General features: G+C 70.4%; 11 protein-coding genes and 1 tRNA gene. 10 read left to right on the top strand and 2 right to left on the bottom strand.

Annotated features, from left to right (window positions below):
- Positions 1 to 3 precede the first annotated feature (3 nt).
- Entirely contained in the window at positions 4 to 1,044 is a 1,041-nt protein-coding gene (locus tag M4486_RS19385) for an adenosine deaminase (RefSeq protein WP_249478949.1), read from the bottom strand.
- A complete protein-coding gene (locus tag M4486_RS19390) occupies positions 1,041 to 2,213 on the bottom strand; it encodes a pyridoxal phosphate-dependent aminotransferase (RefSeq protein WP_249481180.1) in 1,173 nt (390 codons plus the stop codon). Before M4486_RS19390 ends, M4486_RS19385 begins: the two co-directional genes overlap by 4 nt.
- A gap of 348 nt (positions 2,214 to 2,561) precedes the next feature.
- Here M4486_RS19390 and M4486_RS19395 point away from each other — a divergent pair.
- From M4486_RS19395 to M4486_RS19440, 10 genes are all read left to right on the top strand, one after another.
- Positions 2,562 to 2,634: transfer RNA gene (locus M4486_RS19395), tRNA-Trp, on the top strand.
- Positions 2,635 to 2,699: 65 nt separating this feature from the next.
- Entirely contained in the window at positions 2,700 to 2,972 is a 273-nt protein-coding gene (gene secE / locus M4486_RS19400) for a preprotein translocase subunit SecE (RefSeq protein WP_193636171.1), read from the top strand.
- Positions 2,973 to 3,042: 70 nt separating this feature from the next.
- Positions 3,043 to 3,957: a transcription termination/antitermination protein NusG gene (gene nusG / locus M4486_RS19405; RefSeq protein WP_249478950.1), complete on the top strand. Its 915-nt coding sequence runs from the start codon at positions 3,043 to 3,045 to the stop codon at positions 3,955 to 3,957.
- 217 nt (positions 3,958 to 4,174) lie between these two features.
- Entirely contained in the window at positions 4,175 to 4,606 is a 432-nt protein-coding gene (gene rplK / locus M4486_RS19410) for a 50S ribosomal protein L11 (protein ID WP_152351763.1), read from the top strand.
- A 5-nt stretch (positions 4,607 to 4,611) separates the two neighbouring features.
- Entirely contained in the window at positions 4,612 to 5,334 is a 723-nt protein-coding gene (gene rplA, locus M4486_RS19415; RefSeq protein WP_249478951.1) for a 50S ribosomal protein L1, read from the top strand.
- 510 nt (positions 5,335 to 5,844) lie between these two features.
- Positions 5,845 to 6,360: a 50S ribosomal protein L10 gene (gene rplJ, locus M4486_RS19420; RefSeq protein ID WP_152351765.1), complete on the top strand. Its 516-nt coding sequence runs from the start codon at positions 5,845 to 5,847 to the stop codon at positions 6,358 to 6,360.
- 158 nt (positions 6,361 to 6,518) lie between these two features.
- Positions 6,519 to 6,905 carry a 50S ribosomal protein L7/L12 gene (gene rplL / locus M4486_RS19425; RefSeq protein ID WP_249478952.1) on the top strand — a complete coding sequence of 129 codons (387 nt, stop codon included), beginning with the start codon at positions 6,519 to 6,521 and terminating at the stop codon, positions 6,903 to 6,905.
- Between the two features lie 144 nt (positions 6,906 to 7,049).
- Positions 7,050 to 8,216, top strand: coding sequence for a CorA family divalent cation transporter (locus M4486_RS19430; protein ID WP_249478953.1), 1,167 nt, complete (start codon positions 7,050 to 7,052; stop codon positions 8,214 to 8,216).
- Between the two features lie 527 nt (positions 8,217 to 8,743).
- Entirely contained in the window at positions 8,744 to 12,232 is a 3,489-nt protein-coding gene (gene rpoB, locus M4486_RS19435; protein ID WP_249478955.1) for a DNA-directed RNA polymerase subunit beta, read from the top strand.
- Between the two features lie 105 nt (positions 12,233 to 12,337).
- A complete protein-coding gene (locus M4486_RS19440) occupies positions 12,338 to 16,225 on the top strand; it encodes a DNA-directed RNA polymerase subunit beta' (protein WP_249478956.1) in 3,888 nt (1,295 codons plus the stop codon).
- The last annotated feature ends 462 nt before the right edge of the window (positions 16,226 to 16,687 follow it).

The following is a 16,687-nucleotide window of genomic DNA, read 5'->3' on the forward strand; positions in this document are numbered from 1 at the left end:
GGCTCAGCCGCGGGAGCGAACCGTCGGTTCCGCGTCGAGCCACGCGGCGACCCCGGCGAGCAGGCGCTCGCGCGTCTCCGCGTCGGCCCGTGAGAGGCGGATCGAGTCGGCCGCGAGGCCCGCGAGCTCGGCGTCGGTGAAGCCCGCCTCGCGTGCGATCTCGTACTGCGCGAGCAGCCGCGAGCCGAACAGGAGCGGGTCGTCGGCGCCCAGCGCGATCCGCGCTCCCGCCTCCCGCAGGCGCCGCAGGGGCACGTCCCCGGCGGAGGGGTACACCCCGAGGGCCGCGTTCGAGGCGGGGCACACCTCGAGCCCCACGCCCTGAGCGGCGAGGCGCTCGAGCAGGCGCGGGTCGTCGGCCGATCGCACCCCGTGGCCCAGCCGATCGGGATGCAGATGGTCGACGACCTCGCGGAGATGGTCGGGCCCCAGCAGCTCGCCGCCGTGCGGCACCGAGGCCAGCCCCGCCTCGCGGGCGATGCGGAAGGCCGGTGCGAACTCCGAGGTCGCGCCGCGGCGCTCGTCGTTCGAGAGGCCGAAGCCGACCACGCGATCGGCGTTGCGCGCGGCCAGCCGCGCGAGGGTCCGCGCGTCCAGCGGGTGGCGGGTGCGGGAGGCGGCGACCACGATCCCGATGCTCAGCCCCAGGGCGCGCTCGGTGCGCTCGGCCTCGTCGAGGACGATCTCGAGCGCGGGGGTGATCCCGCCGACGTGCCCCGCGTAGCCCGTGGGGTCGACCTGCAGCTCGAGCCGACCGGAGCCCTCCGCGAGGTCGTCCTCGGCGGCCTCGCGCACGATCCGGCGCATCGCCTCCTCGCCGTCGACGACGTGGCGCGCGGCGTCGTACTGGCGCTGGAAGCGGAACCAGCCGCGACGCGTGGCGTCCACGTGCAGCGCCTCGTCGGCGTGCAGGATCCGCGGCAGGCGGATGCCGCGCTCGGCGGCCATCGACACGAGCGTGTCCCGGCGCATCGACCCCGTGAAGTGCAGGTGCAGGTGCGCCTTGGGGAGGGTCCGGAGGTCGCGCCGGGCGGGCGTGCTCACTCGGCGAGCAGTGCGGCCAGGCGCTCCATGCCCTCGGCGAGGTCCTCGTCGGCCAGGGCGTAGGAGAAGCGCAGGTGCCCGGGGGCGCCGAAGGCCTCGCCCGGGACGGCCGCGACCTCGGCGTGCTCGAGGACGACCTCGGCGAGCTGGGCGCTGGTCTCCACGTGCGTGCCGCGGATCGTGCGGCCCAGCACCGCTGTCACGTCGGGGAAGGCGTAGAAGGCGCCCTTCGGGGTGGGCACGCGGAATCCGTCGATGCTCGAGAGCGCCTCGACGATGGTGCGGCGACGGCGGTCGAAGGCCTCGCGCATCCTCTCCACGTCGTCCATCGGCCCGGTGAGCGCGGCGAGCGCCGCCCGCTGCGCGACGTTGTTGACGTTGCTGGTGAGGTGGGACTGCAGGTTCGAGGCGCCCTTGACGATGTCCTTCGGGCCGATCATCCAGCCCACGCGCCAGCCGGTCATCGCGAAGGTCTTGGCGACGCCGTTGAGGAGCACCGTGGTCTCGGCGAGCTCGGGCACGGCGTCCAGGATCGAGACGAAGGGGACGCCGTCGTAGGTGAGGTGCTGGTAGATCTCGTCGGAGATCACCCAGATCCCGTGCTCGAGCGCCCAGCGGCCGATCTCCTCGAGCTGCGCCCGGCTCATCACGGAGCCCGTCGGGTTCGACGGCGAGCACAGCAGGATCGCGCGGGTCGCGGGGGTGCGCGCGGCCTCGAGCTGCGCGAGCGTGGGCAGGTAGTCCTGGTCGGCGCCGGAGAGCACCTCGACCTCGCGGGCGCCGGCGAGGCGGATCGCCTCGGGGTAGGTGGTCCAGTAGGGGGCGGGCAGGATGACCTCGTCGCCCGGGTCCAGCAGGCTCGCGAAGGCCTCGTAGACGGCCTGCTTGCCGCCGTTGGTGACGAGCACCTGCGCGGGATCGACCTCGATGCCGTCGGTGCGCAGCGTCGCCCCGGCGATCGCCTGACGCAGCTCGGGAAGGCCCGCGGCGGGGCTGTAGCGGTGGTTGCGCGGGTCGGCGGCGGCGTCCTGCGCGGCGGAGACGACGTGCGCGGGGGTCGGGAAGTCCGGCTCGCCCGCGCCGAAGCCGATCACCGGTCGCCCGGCGGCCTTGAGCGCCTTCGCCTTCGCGTCCACCGCGAGGGTCGCGGACTCGGCGATCGCCCCGATGCGCGCGGAGAGGCGCCGCGCGGACGCTCCTGCTCCGGGGTCGCCGACGGCCGATGGCGAGGCGGTCTGGGAGGGCTGGGAGGCTGCGGAGGGCGTGTTCTCGTTCACCCTCCACATCCTGGCAGAGCGCAGGTGAACGTGCCAGATCACGCGCCGGCCCGGGCCCCGTCGGCCGCTCGCCCGGGCCCCGGCGTGCGCCTGCGCTGGTCCACGGTGTGATCCGGGACGCGGGGGATTCGCCCGTGCGCCGGGTCATGGGTATGCTGTTCGTCGGTCCTCAGGGTCCGGCGGACTCGTGTCGCCCGGAACCACCCCACCAGGGAGGACCTCGCAGGAGAGATCCTGCGAAGGGCAGTGGCGCAATTGGTAGCGCAGCGGTCTCCAAAACCGCAGGTTGCAGGTTCGAGTCCTGTCTGCCCTGCTCGTCCGATCGGACCAGACGTCCGGACGGACGCGGATGCACCCGACGAGATCGGACAGACCAGAGTGAGCTCCAGCCACACCTCCCCGGCGACTCCCCACGAGGGGCGTCGCAAGGACGACGGGTCCAGGAACCCGTTCGTGGCGATCGGCCTGTTCGTCCGCCAGGTCATCGCTGAGCTCAAGAAGGTCGTCATCCCGACGCGCAAGGAGCTCGCCGTGTACGCGGTGACCGTCCTCATGTTCGTCTTCGTGATGATCCTTCTGGTGTTCGGCCTCGATTTCGTCTTCGGCTGGCTGTCCCGGATCACCTTCGTGGTCCCCGACTCCGGGCTCTGAGTCCGCGCCGAGCGCGTGCGGGGCCGAAGCGCCCGACCCGATCCACAGCCGGTAGGAAAGCAGGTTCACGGTGGCGAACGACCAGTCAGACTCCTTCGAGGACACCTACGAGGGCGTCGACTCCTCTCTCGCGTTCTCCGCGTCCCCCGAGTCCGGCCGTCCCGATGACTCCGCGTCCCCCGAGGCCGCCGACGGCGAGGACGCCGCCGCAGCCACCGAGGGCGAGCAGGGCACCGCGGACGACGCCAGCGCCGAGGGCGCTTCCGACGAGGCTCCGGCCGACGGTTCCGCGGACGGCGAGGCCTCTGCGGAGGACGCCTCCTCCGACGACGCCGCCGAGGGCGGGGACGCCTCCGATGAGGGCCCGAGCGCCGAGGAGCAGATCGCCGCGCTCAAGCGCCAGCTGCGCTCGGCACTGGGCGAGTGGTACGTCGTCCACTCCTACTCCGGTCATGAGAACCGCGTGAAGACGCAGCTCACGACCCGCATCGAGACCCAGAACATGGAGGACTTCATCTTCCAGATCGAGGTCCCCATGGAGGATGCGACCGAGATCAAGAACGGCCAGAAGAAGGTCGTCCGCCGCGTCCGGGTCCCCGGGTACGTCCTGGTGCGCATGGACCTGACCGACGAGTCCTGGCGGGTCGTGCGCGACACCCCCGGTGTCACCGGGTTCGTGGGCAACGCGACCGACCCGACCCCGCTGACCTTCGACGAGATCTTCTCGCTGCTCGAGCCGAGCATCGGGCTGCCCGAGAAGAAGCGCGCCTCCTCCGCGGGCGGCTCCTCGCGCGCCGCCGCCGCGCAGAAGGTCCCCGCCTTCGCCGTCGGCGAGTCCGTGACCGTCATGGACGGTCCGTTCGAGACCATGCCCGCCACGATCTCCGAGATCGACGGCGAGCACCAGAAGCTCCAGGTCCTCGTGTCCATCTTCGGACGCGAGACCCCGGTGGAGCTGGCCTTCGACCAGGTCGCCAAGATCTGATCCGAGTCCGGCTCGGCGCCGCCCCTCGAGCCCCGCGCTCGAGTCACGCGCCATCGGCGTCCCGATCCGTCGGGATGCCATCGGCGTCCTGATCCGTCGGGACGCCGCAGGCAGCCCGGCCCGCCGGGATGCCGCCGGCCCCCGGCCCGTCCGGGGAGCCGCAGGTGGGAGGAGCTTGATGAGCTCCGCCCGGACCACGACCACAGAAGGAAGAGCAATGGCTCCCAAGAAGAAGATCGCGAGCATCATCAAGCTCCAGATCCAGGCCGGCCAGGCCACCCCTGCGCCGCCCGTGGGTCCCGCGCTCGGCGCCGCCGGCGTGAACATGATGGAGTTCGTCAAGGCGTACAACGACCGGACGGCCGACCAGCGCGGCAACATCATCCCGGTCGAGATCACCGTGTACGAGGACCGCTCGTTCACGTTCGTGACCAAGACGCCGCCGGCCGCCGAGCTGATCAAGAAGGCCGCCGGTCTGCAGAAGGGCTCTGCGACCCCGCACACCGACAAGGTCGGCAAGATCTCGATGGACCAGGTCCGCGAGATCGCGGAGACGAAGATGCCGGACCTGAACGCGAACGACATCGACGCGGCCGCGAAGATCGTGGCCGGGACCGCTCGGTCCATGGGCATCACGGTGGAGGGCTGATCACGATGGCATTCAAGAGCAAGTCGTACAAGGACGCAGCGGCCAAGATCGACGAGGGCCGCTACTACTCGCCGCTGGACGCGATCCGTCTGGCGCAGCAGACCTCCCCGGCGAAGTTCGACGCTTCCGTCGAGGTCGCCATGCGCCTGGGCGTGGATCCGCGCCAGGCCGACCAGATGGTGCGCGGCACCGTCAACCTGCCCAACGGCACCGGCAAGACCGCCCGCGTGATCGTCTTCGCGACGGGTGCGCAGGCCGAGGCCGCTCTGGCGGCGGGCGCCGACGAGGTCGGCGACGACGACCTCGTCGAGAAGGTCGCCGGCGGCTGGACCGACTTCGACGCGGCCGTGGCCACGCCGAACCTCATGGGCAAGGTCGGAAAGCTGGGCCGCGTGCTCGGCCCGCGCGGCCTCATGCCGAACCCGAAGACCGGCACCGTCACGATGGACACCGCCAAGGCCGTGTCCGACATCAAGGGCGGCAAGATCGAGTTCCGCGTGGACCGTGCGGCGAACCTGCACTTCATCATCGGGAAGGTCTCCTTCTCCGATGCGCAGCTCACCGAGAACTACGTGGCAGCGCTCGAGGAGATCCTGCGACTGAAGCCGTCCTCCTCGAAGGGCCGCTACATCAGCAAGATCACCGTGTCCACCACCATGGGCCCGGGCGTCCCGGTCGACGTGAACCGCACGCGCAACCTCACCGAGGACACCGACGAGGCCGCCTGAGCCGAGTCGTTCCTCGACTCCGTCCGCGCCGGGCGCCCGAGCCCGCACGCAGGACGTGCACCGAAGCCCCCGCACCGATCCGTCGGTGCGGGGGCTTCTCCGTCGGTGCCGGGCTTCCGCGCGGCGGGGCGGGACGGAGAGCGCCGCGGATGTGAGCGAGGTCGCCGCCATCCGGATGGCGCCGCCGCATGCGCCTCGGCTACTCTGGACCTACCGAAGACCGCCGGTCGTCGTGCCCGCCACCGGGCTCGACCGAAGGAATCCCCACGGGGACGGCCTGCGCAGGTGAACCGAACGACCGCTGCACGGTCGCTCGCGCACCGGGAGACCGGGTGCGGCAGCGGAGGGTCTCGATCCTCTCGCACGCCGCGCAGAGCGAGCTGAGTGCGTCCGGGCCTCGACACCTGCGTGTCGAGGCCTTTTCCGTGTCCGCTGCAGATCGGTCCGCCCCGTGCGGACCCGTCGGGCGGGCCCTTCAGCCGTCGGCCCGAGACCTCTGGAAGGAGGGCCATGGCGAAGCCCGAGAAGGTGGACGCCGTCGCCGAGCTCACGCAGCTGTTCCGTGAGTCCGACGCCGCCGTTCTCACCGAGTACCGCGGCCTCAGCGTCACGCAGCTCCAGCAGCTGCGCCGCTCGCTGGGTGCTGACACCACCTACGCCGTGGTGAAGAACACGCTCACGGAGATCGCCGCCCGCGAGGCCGGCATCGACGCGTTCGAGGGCAAGCTGGCCGGCCCCACCGCCATCGCCTTCATCAAGGGTGAGCCGGTCGCGCCGGCCAAGGCCCTGCGTGACTTCGCCAAGGGCAACGAGAATCTCGTCGTCAAGTCCGGTTTCTTCGAGGGCAAGGCCCTCTCGGAGGACGACGTGAAGACCCTCGCGGACCTCGAGTCCCGCGAGGTGCTGCTGGCCAAGGCAGCAGGCGCCTTCAAGGCGAACCTGTCCAAGGCCGCTGCCGTGTTCCAGGCGCCGCTGTCGAAGGCGGCGCGCACTGTGGACGCGCTGCGTGCGAAGCAGGAGGCCTGAGCCCCACGGCTCATGCCCTCGGCACCGCACACCTCAGCGCGTCGGCGCTGACCTCGACCTCCCGTCGGCCGCATCGGCGGAGGTCCGCTTGACCAGGCGCGAGAGCGCCGCCCCACGCACGGAGCCCTACGGCTCCTGAACAGGAAGGAACGCCCATCATGGCGAAGCTCAGCAACGACGAGCTCATCGAGGCTTTCAAGGAGATGTCCCTCATCGAGCTCTCCGAGTTCGTGAAGCAGTTCGAGGAGATCTTCGACGTCACCGCCGCGGCCCCCGTGGCCGTCGCCGCGGCCGGCGGCGCCGCCGGTGGCGAGGCCCCCGTCGAGGAGGAGAAGGACGAGTTCGACGTCATCCTCGAGGGCGCCGGCTCCGCGAAGATCGCCGTCATCAAGGAGGTGCGCGCTCTGACCGGTCTCGGCCTGAAGGAGGCCAAGGACCTCGTCGACGGCGCCCCCAAGCCGGTTCTCGAGAAGGCGTCCAAGGACGCCGCCGAGAAGGCCAAGGAGCAGCTCGAGGGCGCTGGCGCCTCCGTCACCGTCAAGTGATGACGGCGCCCGGGCGCCCGGGGCCGGGGACGGACTGAGTCCGGATCCGCGCTGCGGCGCCCACGGCGCACATCTGCTGGCAAGGGCCGTCCCGCTTCGGCGGGGCGGCCCTTGCGCATGCCCGGACGCGGGCAGGATGGGCCCATGACCACCGTGCGCTGCCTGTCCCTGTCCGGCACGACCGACGACGGGTGGTCCCTGTCCGAGGTCGACGTGCCCCTCGCGGAGCTGCGCTCGCGCCTCTCCCGGACCGACGGCCCGACCCTCTGGCTCGACCTCGTGCAGGACGACGGCCCCGCCGACGGAGCCGGCATCGCCGACGGGGCCGGACCCGTCGGCGGGGGAGCGGCGTCCGAGGTCGCCGAGGCGCTCGGCCTGCGCAGGACCGAGATCGAGGGCATCCTCGGACGGCACGCGCGAGCCAAGGCCGTGCACCACGCGGATCATCTCGCCTTCATCGTGTATGCGCCGGTCCCCGTCGGCGAGGCCGTCCGCGCCGCGCTCGGTGGGGACCCGGAGGCGCCCGAGGAGGAGGCGCCCCAGCCGCGGCGCGGGGAGGACCAGTTCCGCGCGACGCGGATCGCCGGCTTCGTGCATCCGGGCGGAGTGGTCACCGTCCGGTCCGACGACGCCTTCGACCTCTCCGCCGTGCGCGAGGCCTGGGCCGAGGACGAGGGGGCGCCGCTGGGAGCCTCGGGCCTCGCCCATCTCGTGCTCGACCACGTGGTCGACGCGCAGTTCTGGGCTGCGCAGTGGATGGACGACCGGCTGGACGACCTCGAGGACGACGTCTTCGAGGCGGCGGGCAGGAGTGCGGGCATCGAGACCGTCGCCGCGGCGCTGCGGGGCGAGCTGACGCGTCTGCGACGCTGGATCCAGCCGATGGCCTCGGTGATAGATCGCCTGCGGCCCGAGACGTCCGAGGGGCGGGGGAGCGCGGCCGCCGCGCCCGGCCCCGAGCGGACCCCGCCGTCCGCTCACCCGGGGGCCCTCGAGCTGCGCTCGCTCCACGCGGAGCTCGCGGACCACGCCGCGCGCACCGAGGAATGGCTCGACTCGCAGCACGAGACCCTCACCTCCGTCGTCCAGACCCATCTCGCGCTCCAGGACCAGCACCTGAACGTCGTGATGCGCAAGCTCGCCGGCTGGGCCGCGGTGGTGTCGATCCCGACGCTGGTCACGGGATGGTTCGGGATCAACGTCCCCTACCCGGGCTTCGGATCGCCGGTGGGGCTCGCGATCGCCGCCGTGCTCGTGCTGGTGCCCACGCTCGCGGTCGGCGTCCTCATGCGCCGCGCCCGCTGGATCTGAGCGCCCCGAGCCCTCGAGGCCCCGCCGCACGGCCGCTCGGTCGGACGCGGCGGCGCCGTACGACGGGGTCGACGCACCTGTGCATCCTGCGCGCCTGCTTGACTCGCGGGCGAGCACGGCGCATTCTGTTCCCTGATCGAGAGCTGTTCCTGTCGACTGCTCCCGTCGGCGATACCGCACCGATGGTGCGACGTGAGAGGCCGGGCCCGGTGCCCGCCCCGCCGCTGGGGCCCGACGCCGCGAGGCGCCGGGTGACGAGAACCAGACAGGAGGCTCCGCCCTCCGCGCCAGGCATATGGCGGCCGACGCGGATGGACCCTCCGCGCTCGCGGTGTTGCGTCCATCCGTGATCTTCTGTATGCTCTCTCTTTGCGCTGTGTCGTCTTCGATCGTCAGCCCGCCGAACCCCCTGGAGCCCTTGCGGGCACCGCTGGGTCCATGCGAGGCGCAGAGCCGCTGACCCTCTGCTCGACCTGGGAGGACGCCGCCGCGCGGTCCACTGTCACCGGCCTGTGGAAGGACCACCCTTGGCTGCCTCGAGCACCGATCGAACCCCTGACATCGCCCTGCGCACGGCGTCGCCGCGCGTCACCTTCGCCAAGCTCGGCGATCCGCTCCAGGTCCCCGACCTGCTGAGCCTCCAGACCACCTCCTTCGACTGGCTGCTCGGCAACGAGCTCTGGCAGGAGCGCGCCGCCGAGGCGGCGTCCGCGGGACGCGAGGACGTCCCGCAGACCTCCGGTCTGGCCGACATCTTCGAGGAGATCTCCCCGATCGAGGACTTCGCCGGCAACATGGCGCTGTCCTTCCGCGACCACACCTTCGACGACCCGAAGTACACGGTCGAGGAGTGCAAGGAGAAGGACCTCACCTACTCCGCTCCGCTGTACGTGATCGCCGAGTTCATGAACAACGAGACCGGCGAGATCAAGACCCAGACGGTCTTCATGGGCGACTTCCCGCTCATGACCGACAAGGGCACCTTCATCATCAACGGCACCGAGCGCGTGGTCGTCTCGCAGCTCGTGCGCTCGCCCGGCGTCTACTTCGACGAGAGCGTCGACAAGACCAGCGACAAGCACATCTTCGGCGCGAAGATGATCCCGTCGCGCGGCGCCTGGCTCGAGTTCGAGGTCGACAAGCGCGATCAGGTCGGCGTGCGCATCGACCGCAAGCGCAAGCAGTCCGTCACCACGCTGCTGCAGGCGCTCGGCATGTCCCAGAGCGAGATCCTCGACGAGTTCGGCGAGTTCGAGTCCATGCGCTCGACCCTCGAGAAGGACCGCACGACCTCGCAGGACGAGGCCCTGCTGGACATCTACCGCAAGCAGCGCCCGGGCGAGCCGCCCACGCGCGATGCCGGCGAGGCGATGCTCAACAACCTCTACTTCAACGAGAAGCGCTACGACCTCGCGAAGGTCGGTCGCTACAAGATCGGCAAGAAGCTCGGCGTCGAGGCTCCTCTCTCGCAGTCCACGCTGACCCTCGAGGACATCGTCGCGACCATCAAGTACCTGGTGGCCCTGCACGACGGCCTCGGCGAGACCACGAGCGCCGACGGCAAGACCCTCCGGGTCGAGACCGACGACATCGACCACTTCGGCAACCGTCGCATCCGCGCGGTGGGCGAGCTGATCCAGAACCAGGTCCGCACGGGCCTGTCGCGCATGGAGCGCGTCGTGCGCGAGCGCATGACGACGCAGGACGTCGAGGCGATCACCCCGCTGACCCTGATCAACATCCGCCCGGTGACGGCGGCGATCAAGGAGTTCTTCGGGACCTCGCAGCTCTCGCAGTTCATGGACCAGAACAACCCGCTGTCGGGCCTGACCCACAAGCGCCGCCTCTCGGCGCTGGGCCCGGGCGGCCTCTCGCGCGACCGCGCGGGCATGGAGGTCCGCGACGTCCACCCGAGCCACTACGGCCGCATGTGCCCGATCGAGACCCCTGAGGGCCCGAACATCGGCCTCATCGGCTCGCTCGCGACCTTCGCGCGCATCAACCCGTTCGGCTTCGTCGAGACCCCGTACCGCAAGGTCACCAACGGCGAGGTCACCGACGAGATCGTCTACCTCACGGCCGACGACGAGGACCGTCACGTCATCGCGCAGGCCAACGCCCCGCTGAACGAGGACGGCACCTTCGTCGAGGAGACCGTGCTCTCGCGCCTCACCGGCGGCGAGCCCGAGCTGGTCCCCGCCGACGAGGTGGACTACATGGACGTCTCGGCCCGCCAGATGGTGTCGGTCGCGACCGCCATGATCCCGTTCCTCGAGCACGACGACGCCAACCGCGCCCTCATGGGCTCGAACATGCAGCGCCAGGCCGTGCCGCTCATGCGCACCGAGATGCCGCTGGTCGGCACCGGCATGGAGCGTCGCGCCGCGGTCGACGCGGGCGATGTGATCGTCGCCGAGAAGCCCGGCGTGATCGAGGACCTCTCGGCCGACCTGATCTCGGTGATGGCCGACGACGGCACCCGTCAGACCTACCCGATCGGCAAGTTCGACCGCTCCAACGCGGGCAACTGCTACAACCACCGCGTGCTGTGGAACGAGGGCGACCGCGTCGAGACCGGATCGGTCCTGGCCGACGGCCCGTCGACCGAGGAGGGCGAGCTCGCGCTCGGCAAGAACCTCCTGGTCGCCTTCATGTCGTGGGAGGGCCACAACTACGAGGACGGCATCATCCTGTCCTCGCGCATGGTCCAGGACGACGTCCTCACCTCGATCCACATCGAGGAGCACGAGGTCGACGCCCGCGACACCAAGCTCGGCCGCGAGGAGATCACCCGCGACATCCCCAACGTCGGCGACGACGTCCTGGCGGACCTCGACGAGCGCGGCATCATCCGCATCGGCGCCGAGGTCGAGGCCGGCGACATCCTGGTCGGCAAGGTCACCCCGAAGGGCGAGACCGAGCTGACCCCCGAGGAGCGCCTGCTGCGCGCGATCTTCGGCGAGAAGGCCCGCGAGGTGCGCGACACCTCGCTGCGCGTCCCCCACGGCGAGTCCGGCACCGTCATCGGCGTCCGGGTGTTCACCGAGGAGGACGAGTCAGAGATCCTCCCCACCGGCGTCAACGAGATGGTCCGCGTCTACGTGGCCCAGAAGCGCAAGATCACCGACGGCGACAAGCTCTCGGGCCGCCACGGCAACAAGGGCGTCATCGCCAAGATCCTGCCCGTGGAGGACATGCCCTTCCTCGAGGACGGCACCCCGGTCGACATCATCCTCAACCCGATGGGCGTGCCCGGTCGCATGAACATCGGCCAGGTGATGGAGGTCCACCTGGGCTGGGTCGCGAAGAACGGCTGGTCCCTGGACCCGAAGTCCGACGCCGCCAAGGATCTGCCCGACGCGGCGCTGACCGGCGAGCCGGGCACCCCCGTCGCCGTGCCGGTGTTCGACGGACTCTCGGGCACCGAGCTCGAGGGCCTGATCGCGAACCACACCCCGAACCGGGACGGCGAGCGGATGGTCAAGGAGGACGGCAAGGCGCAGCTGTACGACGGCCGCTCCGGCGAGCCGTTCCCCAAGCCGATCTCCGTGGGCTACATGTACATCCTGAAGCTCCACCACCTGGTCGACGACAAGCTGCACGCCCGCTCGACCGGCCCCTACTCGATGATCACGCAGCAGCCGCTGGGCGGTAAGGCCCAGTTCGGCGGCCAGCGCTTCGGCGAGATGGAGGTCTGGGCGATGGAGGCGTACGGCGCCGCCTACGCCCTCCAGGAGCTGCTGACCATCAAGTCGGACGACATCCCCGGCCGTGTGAAGGTCTACGAGTCCATCGTCAAGGGCGAGAACGTCCCCGAGCCGGGCATCCCGGAGTCCTTCCGCGTGCTCCTCAAGGAGATGCAGTCCCTGTGCCTGAACGTGGAGGTGCTGTCCAGCGACGGCACCGCCCAGGAGGTGCAGGAGAACGACGAGGAGGTGTTCCGGGCCGCGGAGGAGCTCGGCATCGACCTGTCCCGCCGTCCCCACGAGGGCGTCGGCTCCATCGAAGAGGTCTGAGGCCCGAGCCCGGGGGAGCGCGGCCGCTGAGGCCGCCCTCCCGGGCCCGCCCCCGACCCTCAGACAGCGATTCGACCCGACTTCAGATTCGAGAGAAGGACACCTGTGCTCGACGTCAACACCTTCGACGAGCTGCGCATCGGCCTCGCGACCGCGGACGATATCCGCACCTGGTCCCATGGCGAGGTCAAGAAGCCCGAGACCATCAACTACCGCACCCTGAAGCCCGAGATGGACGGCCTGTTCTGCGAGCGTATCTTCGGTCCAACCCGGGACTGGGAGTGCTACTGCGGGAAGTACAAGCGCGTCCGCTTCAAGGGCATCGTCTGCGAGCGCTGCGGCGTGGAGGTCACCAAGTCCTCCGTGCGCCGTGAGCGCATGGGCCACGTGGAGCTCGCCGCCCCGGTGACCCACATCTGGTACTTCAAGGGCGTGCCGAGCCGCCTCGGCTACCTGCTGGACCTGGCGCCCAAGGACCTCGAGAAGGTCATCTACTTCGCCGCGTACATGATCACCGCGGTCGACGAGGACGCCCGCCACGAGGACCTGCCCGACCTGCAGGCCCGCTACGACCTCGAGGTCAAGGAGCTCGCGAACGAGCGCGACGCGGCCATCAACGACCGCGCCGTCTCCGCCGAGCAGGACCTCGCCAAGCTCGAGGAGGAGGGTGCCAAGGCCGACGCGAAGCGCAAGGTCCGCGACTCCTCCGAGCGCGAGCAGGCGCAGATCCGCAAGAAGTACGACGCCGAGATCGCCCGCGTCACCGCGATCTGGGACCGCTTCAAGAGTCTCAAGGTCGCGGACCTCGAGGGCGACGAGCAGCTGTACCGCGCCATGAAGCTGCGCTACGGCACGTACTTCGAGGGCGGCATGGGCGCCGAGGCGATCCAGCAGCGCCTGCGCGACTTCGACCTCGAGGCCGAGGCGGCCTCGCTGCGCGAGATCATCGCCAACGGCAAGGGCCAGAAGAAGGCCCGTGCGCTCAAGCGCCTCAAGGTCGTCACCGCGTTCCGGTCCACCACCAACTCGCCCGAGGGCATGGTGCTCGACTGCGTCCCGGTGATCCCCCCGGACCTGCGTCCGATGGTGCAGCTGGACGGCGGCCGCTTCGCGACCTCCGACCTCAACGACCTGTACCGCCGCGTGATCAACCGCAACAACCGTCTCAAGCGGCTGCTCGATCTCGGTGCGCCCGAGATCATCGTGAACAACGAGAAGCGCATGCTGCAGGAGTCGGTGGACTCGCTGTTCGACAACGGCCGCCGCGGGCGTCCGGTGACCGGCCCGGGCAACCGTCCGCTGAAGTCGCTCTCCGACATGCTCAAGGGCAAGCAGGGCCGCTTCCGCCAGAACCTGCTGGGCAAGCGCGTGGACTACTCGGGCCGCTCGGTCATCGTGAACGGTCCGCAGCTCCACCTGCACCAGTGCGGTCTGCCCAAGGGCATGGCCCTCGAGCTGTTCAAGCCCTTCGTCATGAAGCGCCTCGTGGATCTCTCCCACGCGCAGAACGTGAAGGCCGCCAAGCGGATGGTCGAGCGCGCGCGCCCCGAGGTCTGGGACGTGCTCGAGGAGGTCATCACCGAGCACCCGGTGCTGCTGAACCGTGCGCCCACCCTGCACCGCCTGGGCATCCAGGCCTTCGAGCCGCAGCTCGTCGAGGGCAAGGCCATCCACCTGCACCCGCTCGTGTGCGCCGCCTTCAACGCGGACTTCGACGGCGACCAGATGGCGGTCCACCTGCCCCTGAGCGCCGAGGCGCAGGCCGAGGCCCGCATCCTCATGCTCTCGAGCAACAACATCCTCAAGCCCTCGGACGGCCGTCCGGTGACCATGCCCGCGCAGGACATGATCATCGGTCTGTACCACCTGACGACGGTCCGCGAGGACGCCGAGGGCGCCGGCCGCAGCTTCTCCTCGATCGCCGAGGCGATCATGGCGAACGACGGCGGCGACCTCGAGCTCAACGCGCCCGTGCGCATCCGCTTCGAGGACGTCGTGCCGCCGCGCGGCTGGGAGGCCCCCGAGGGCTGGACCGAGGGTGACCCGATCACGCTCGAGACCACGCTCGGCACGGTCTACTTCAACGAGACCCTGCCCGTGGACTTCCCCTACGTGGAGGGCCAGGTCGGCAAGAAGCGCCTGGGCGGGATCGTCAACGAGCTCGCCGAGCGCTACGAGAAGGGGCAGGTCGCCGCGTCGCTCGACGCACTCAAGTCCTACGGCTTCTCGTGGTCGACCCGCAGCGGCGTCTCCTTCGCCTTCTCCGACGTCATCGCGCCGGAGGACAAGCAGGAGATCCTCTCGAAGTACGAGGAGCAGGCCGCCCGCATCCAGGAGAACCGCGACCTCGGTCTGGTCTCCGAGGCGGAGCGCAACGCCGAGCTGATCGACGTCTGGTCCAAGGCAACCAACGAGGTCGACGCCTCCATGCAGAAGAACTTCGAGGAGACCCCGACCAACTCCATCTACCGGATGGTGAACTCGGGCGCTCGAGGCAACTGGATGCAGATCCGTCAGATCGCCGGCATGCGCGGTCTGGTGACGAACCCGAAGGGCGAGATCATCCCGCGCCCGATCCTCTCCAACTACAAGGAGGGGCTCTCGGTCCTGGAGTACTTCATCGCCTCGCACGGCTCCCGCAAGGGCCTCGCGGACACGGCGCTGAAGACCGCCCAGTCGGGCTACCTCACGCGTCGTCTGGTCGACGTCTCGCAGGACGTGATCGTCCGCGAGTCCGACTGCGGCACGTCCAAGGGCCTGACCCTGCAGATCGCCTCGGAGGAGGCCGGTGCGCTGGTCCCCGACGAGAACATCGAGACCACTGCGTACGGGCGGACCCTGGCGACCGCGGCCCTCGACCCCGAGGGCAACGAGGTCGCCGCGGCGGGCTCGGACGTGGGCGACGTGCTCATCGGCCAGCTGGTCGCCGCCGGCGTCCGCGAGATCAAGGTGCGCTCCGTGCTCACCTGCGATTCCGCGGTCGGCACCTGCGCCCTGTGCTACGGCCGCTCGCTCGCGACCGGCCAGCTCGTGGACATCGGCGAGGCCGTCGGCATCGTCGCGGCCCAGTCGATCGGCGAGCCCGGCACGCAGCTGACCATGCGCACCTTCCACACCGGTGGTGTGGCCAGCGCCGACGGCGACATCACGCACGGTCTTCCGCGTGTGCAGGAGCTCTTCGAGGCCAGGACCCCGGCCGGCTTCGCGCCGATCACCGAGTCCGCGGGCCGCGTGGAGATCGAGGAGAACGAGAAGCAGCGTCGTCTGACGGTCACCCCCGATGACGGCACCGACCCGGTCACCTACAACGTGCCGCGTCGCGTCAGCCTGCTGGTCGCCGACGGCGACCACGTCGAGGTCGGCCAGCAGCTCTCCCAGGGCTCGGTCGATCCCAAGCAGGTGCTGCGCATCCTCGGCCCCCGTGCGGTGCAGAAGCACCTCGTGGACGAGGTCCAGAAGGTGTACATCAGCCAGGGCGTGGACATCCACGCCAAGCACATCGAGGTCATCGTGCGCCAGATGCTCCGTCGCGTGACGATCATCGAGTCGGGCGACACGGATCTGCTGCCCGGCGACTTCGCGGACCGCATCACCTTCGAGCGCGAGAACCGTCGTGTGCTCTCCGAGGGCGGGCAGCCGGCATCCGGCCGTCCCGAGCTCATGGGCATCACGAAGGCCTCCCTCGCGACGGACTCGTGGCTCTCGGCCGCCTCCTTCCAGGAGACGACCCGCGTGCTCACCGAGGCCGCCCTGAACCGCAAGAGCGACCAGCTCATGGGGCTCAAGGAGAACGTGATCATCGGCAAGCTGATCCCCGCCGGCACCGGGCTGCCCCGGTTCCGTCGGATCTCGGTCGAGCCGACGGACGAGGCGAAGGCGCAGATGTACCAGGTGCCGGGCTACGACGAGCTGGACTTCTCCGGCTACGGCGCGGGCGCGGTCAACCTCGACGACATCGACTACTCGGATCCCTTCCGCAGCGACTTCCGCTGAGGAGGCCCGGCCGGGTCGACGCGCTGATCGCGCCGTCGGCCCGCCGGTTCCGAGAGCACCGCAGGGCGGTCCCACCACACGGTGGGGCCGCCCTTCGGCGTGTCAGGGGGGCATCGCCCGGCGTGCCCGCACCGGGCGCCGTCCTGCCCCCGTCCCACGCCCCGGCCGCCCGCCCGTCCCGCACTCCGTCGTGGCACCCGCCACGTCCCGGAGCGTCGACGGGGCCCGTCCGGGTGACCGGCATGACGCCCACGGTCATGGGCCGGTAAAGGGACGCTCCGAACGCTCTCAAGTTCCGTTCAGACCCCTCGCATACTTCCCGCGCGCCCGGGAACATGGATACCGGACGGTCCGGCAGGCCCCAGGGCCCCGTCGTCCTCTTCACCCCCACCGCGCGGTCGTCGCGCACTTCCCCAGGGGGAGCGCACGACGAATCGACGAGACACAGGTGGGTAGAACGAC

The organism is Brachybacterium kimchii (genome assembly GCF_023373525.1).
Taxonomy (GTDB): domain Bacteria; phylum Actinomycetota; class Actinomycetes; order Actinomycetales; family Dermabacteraceae; genus Brachybacterium; species Brachybacterium kimchii.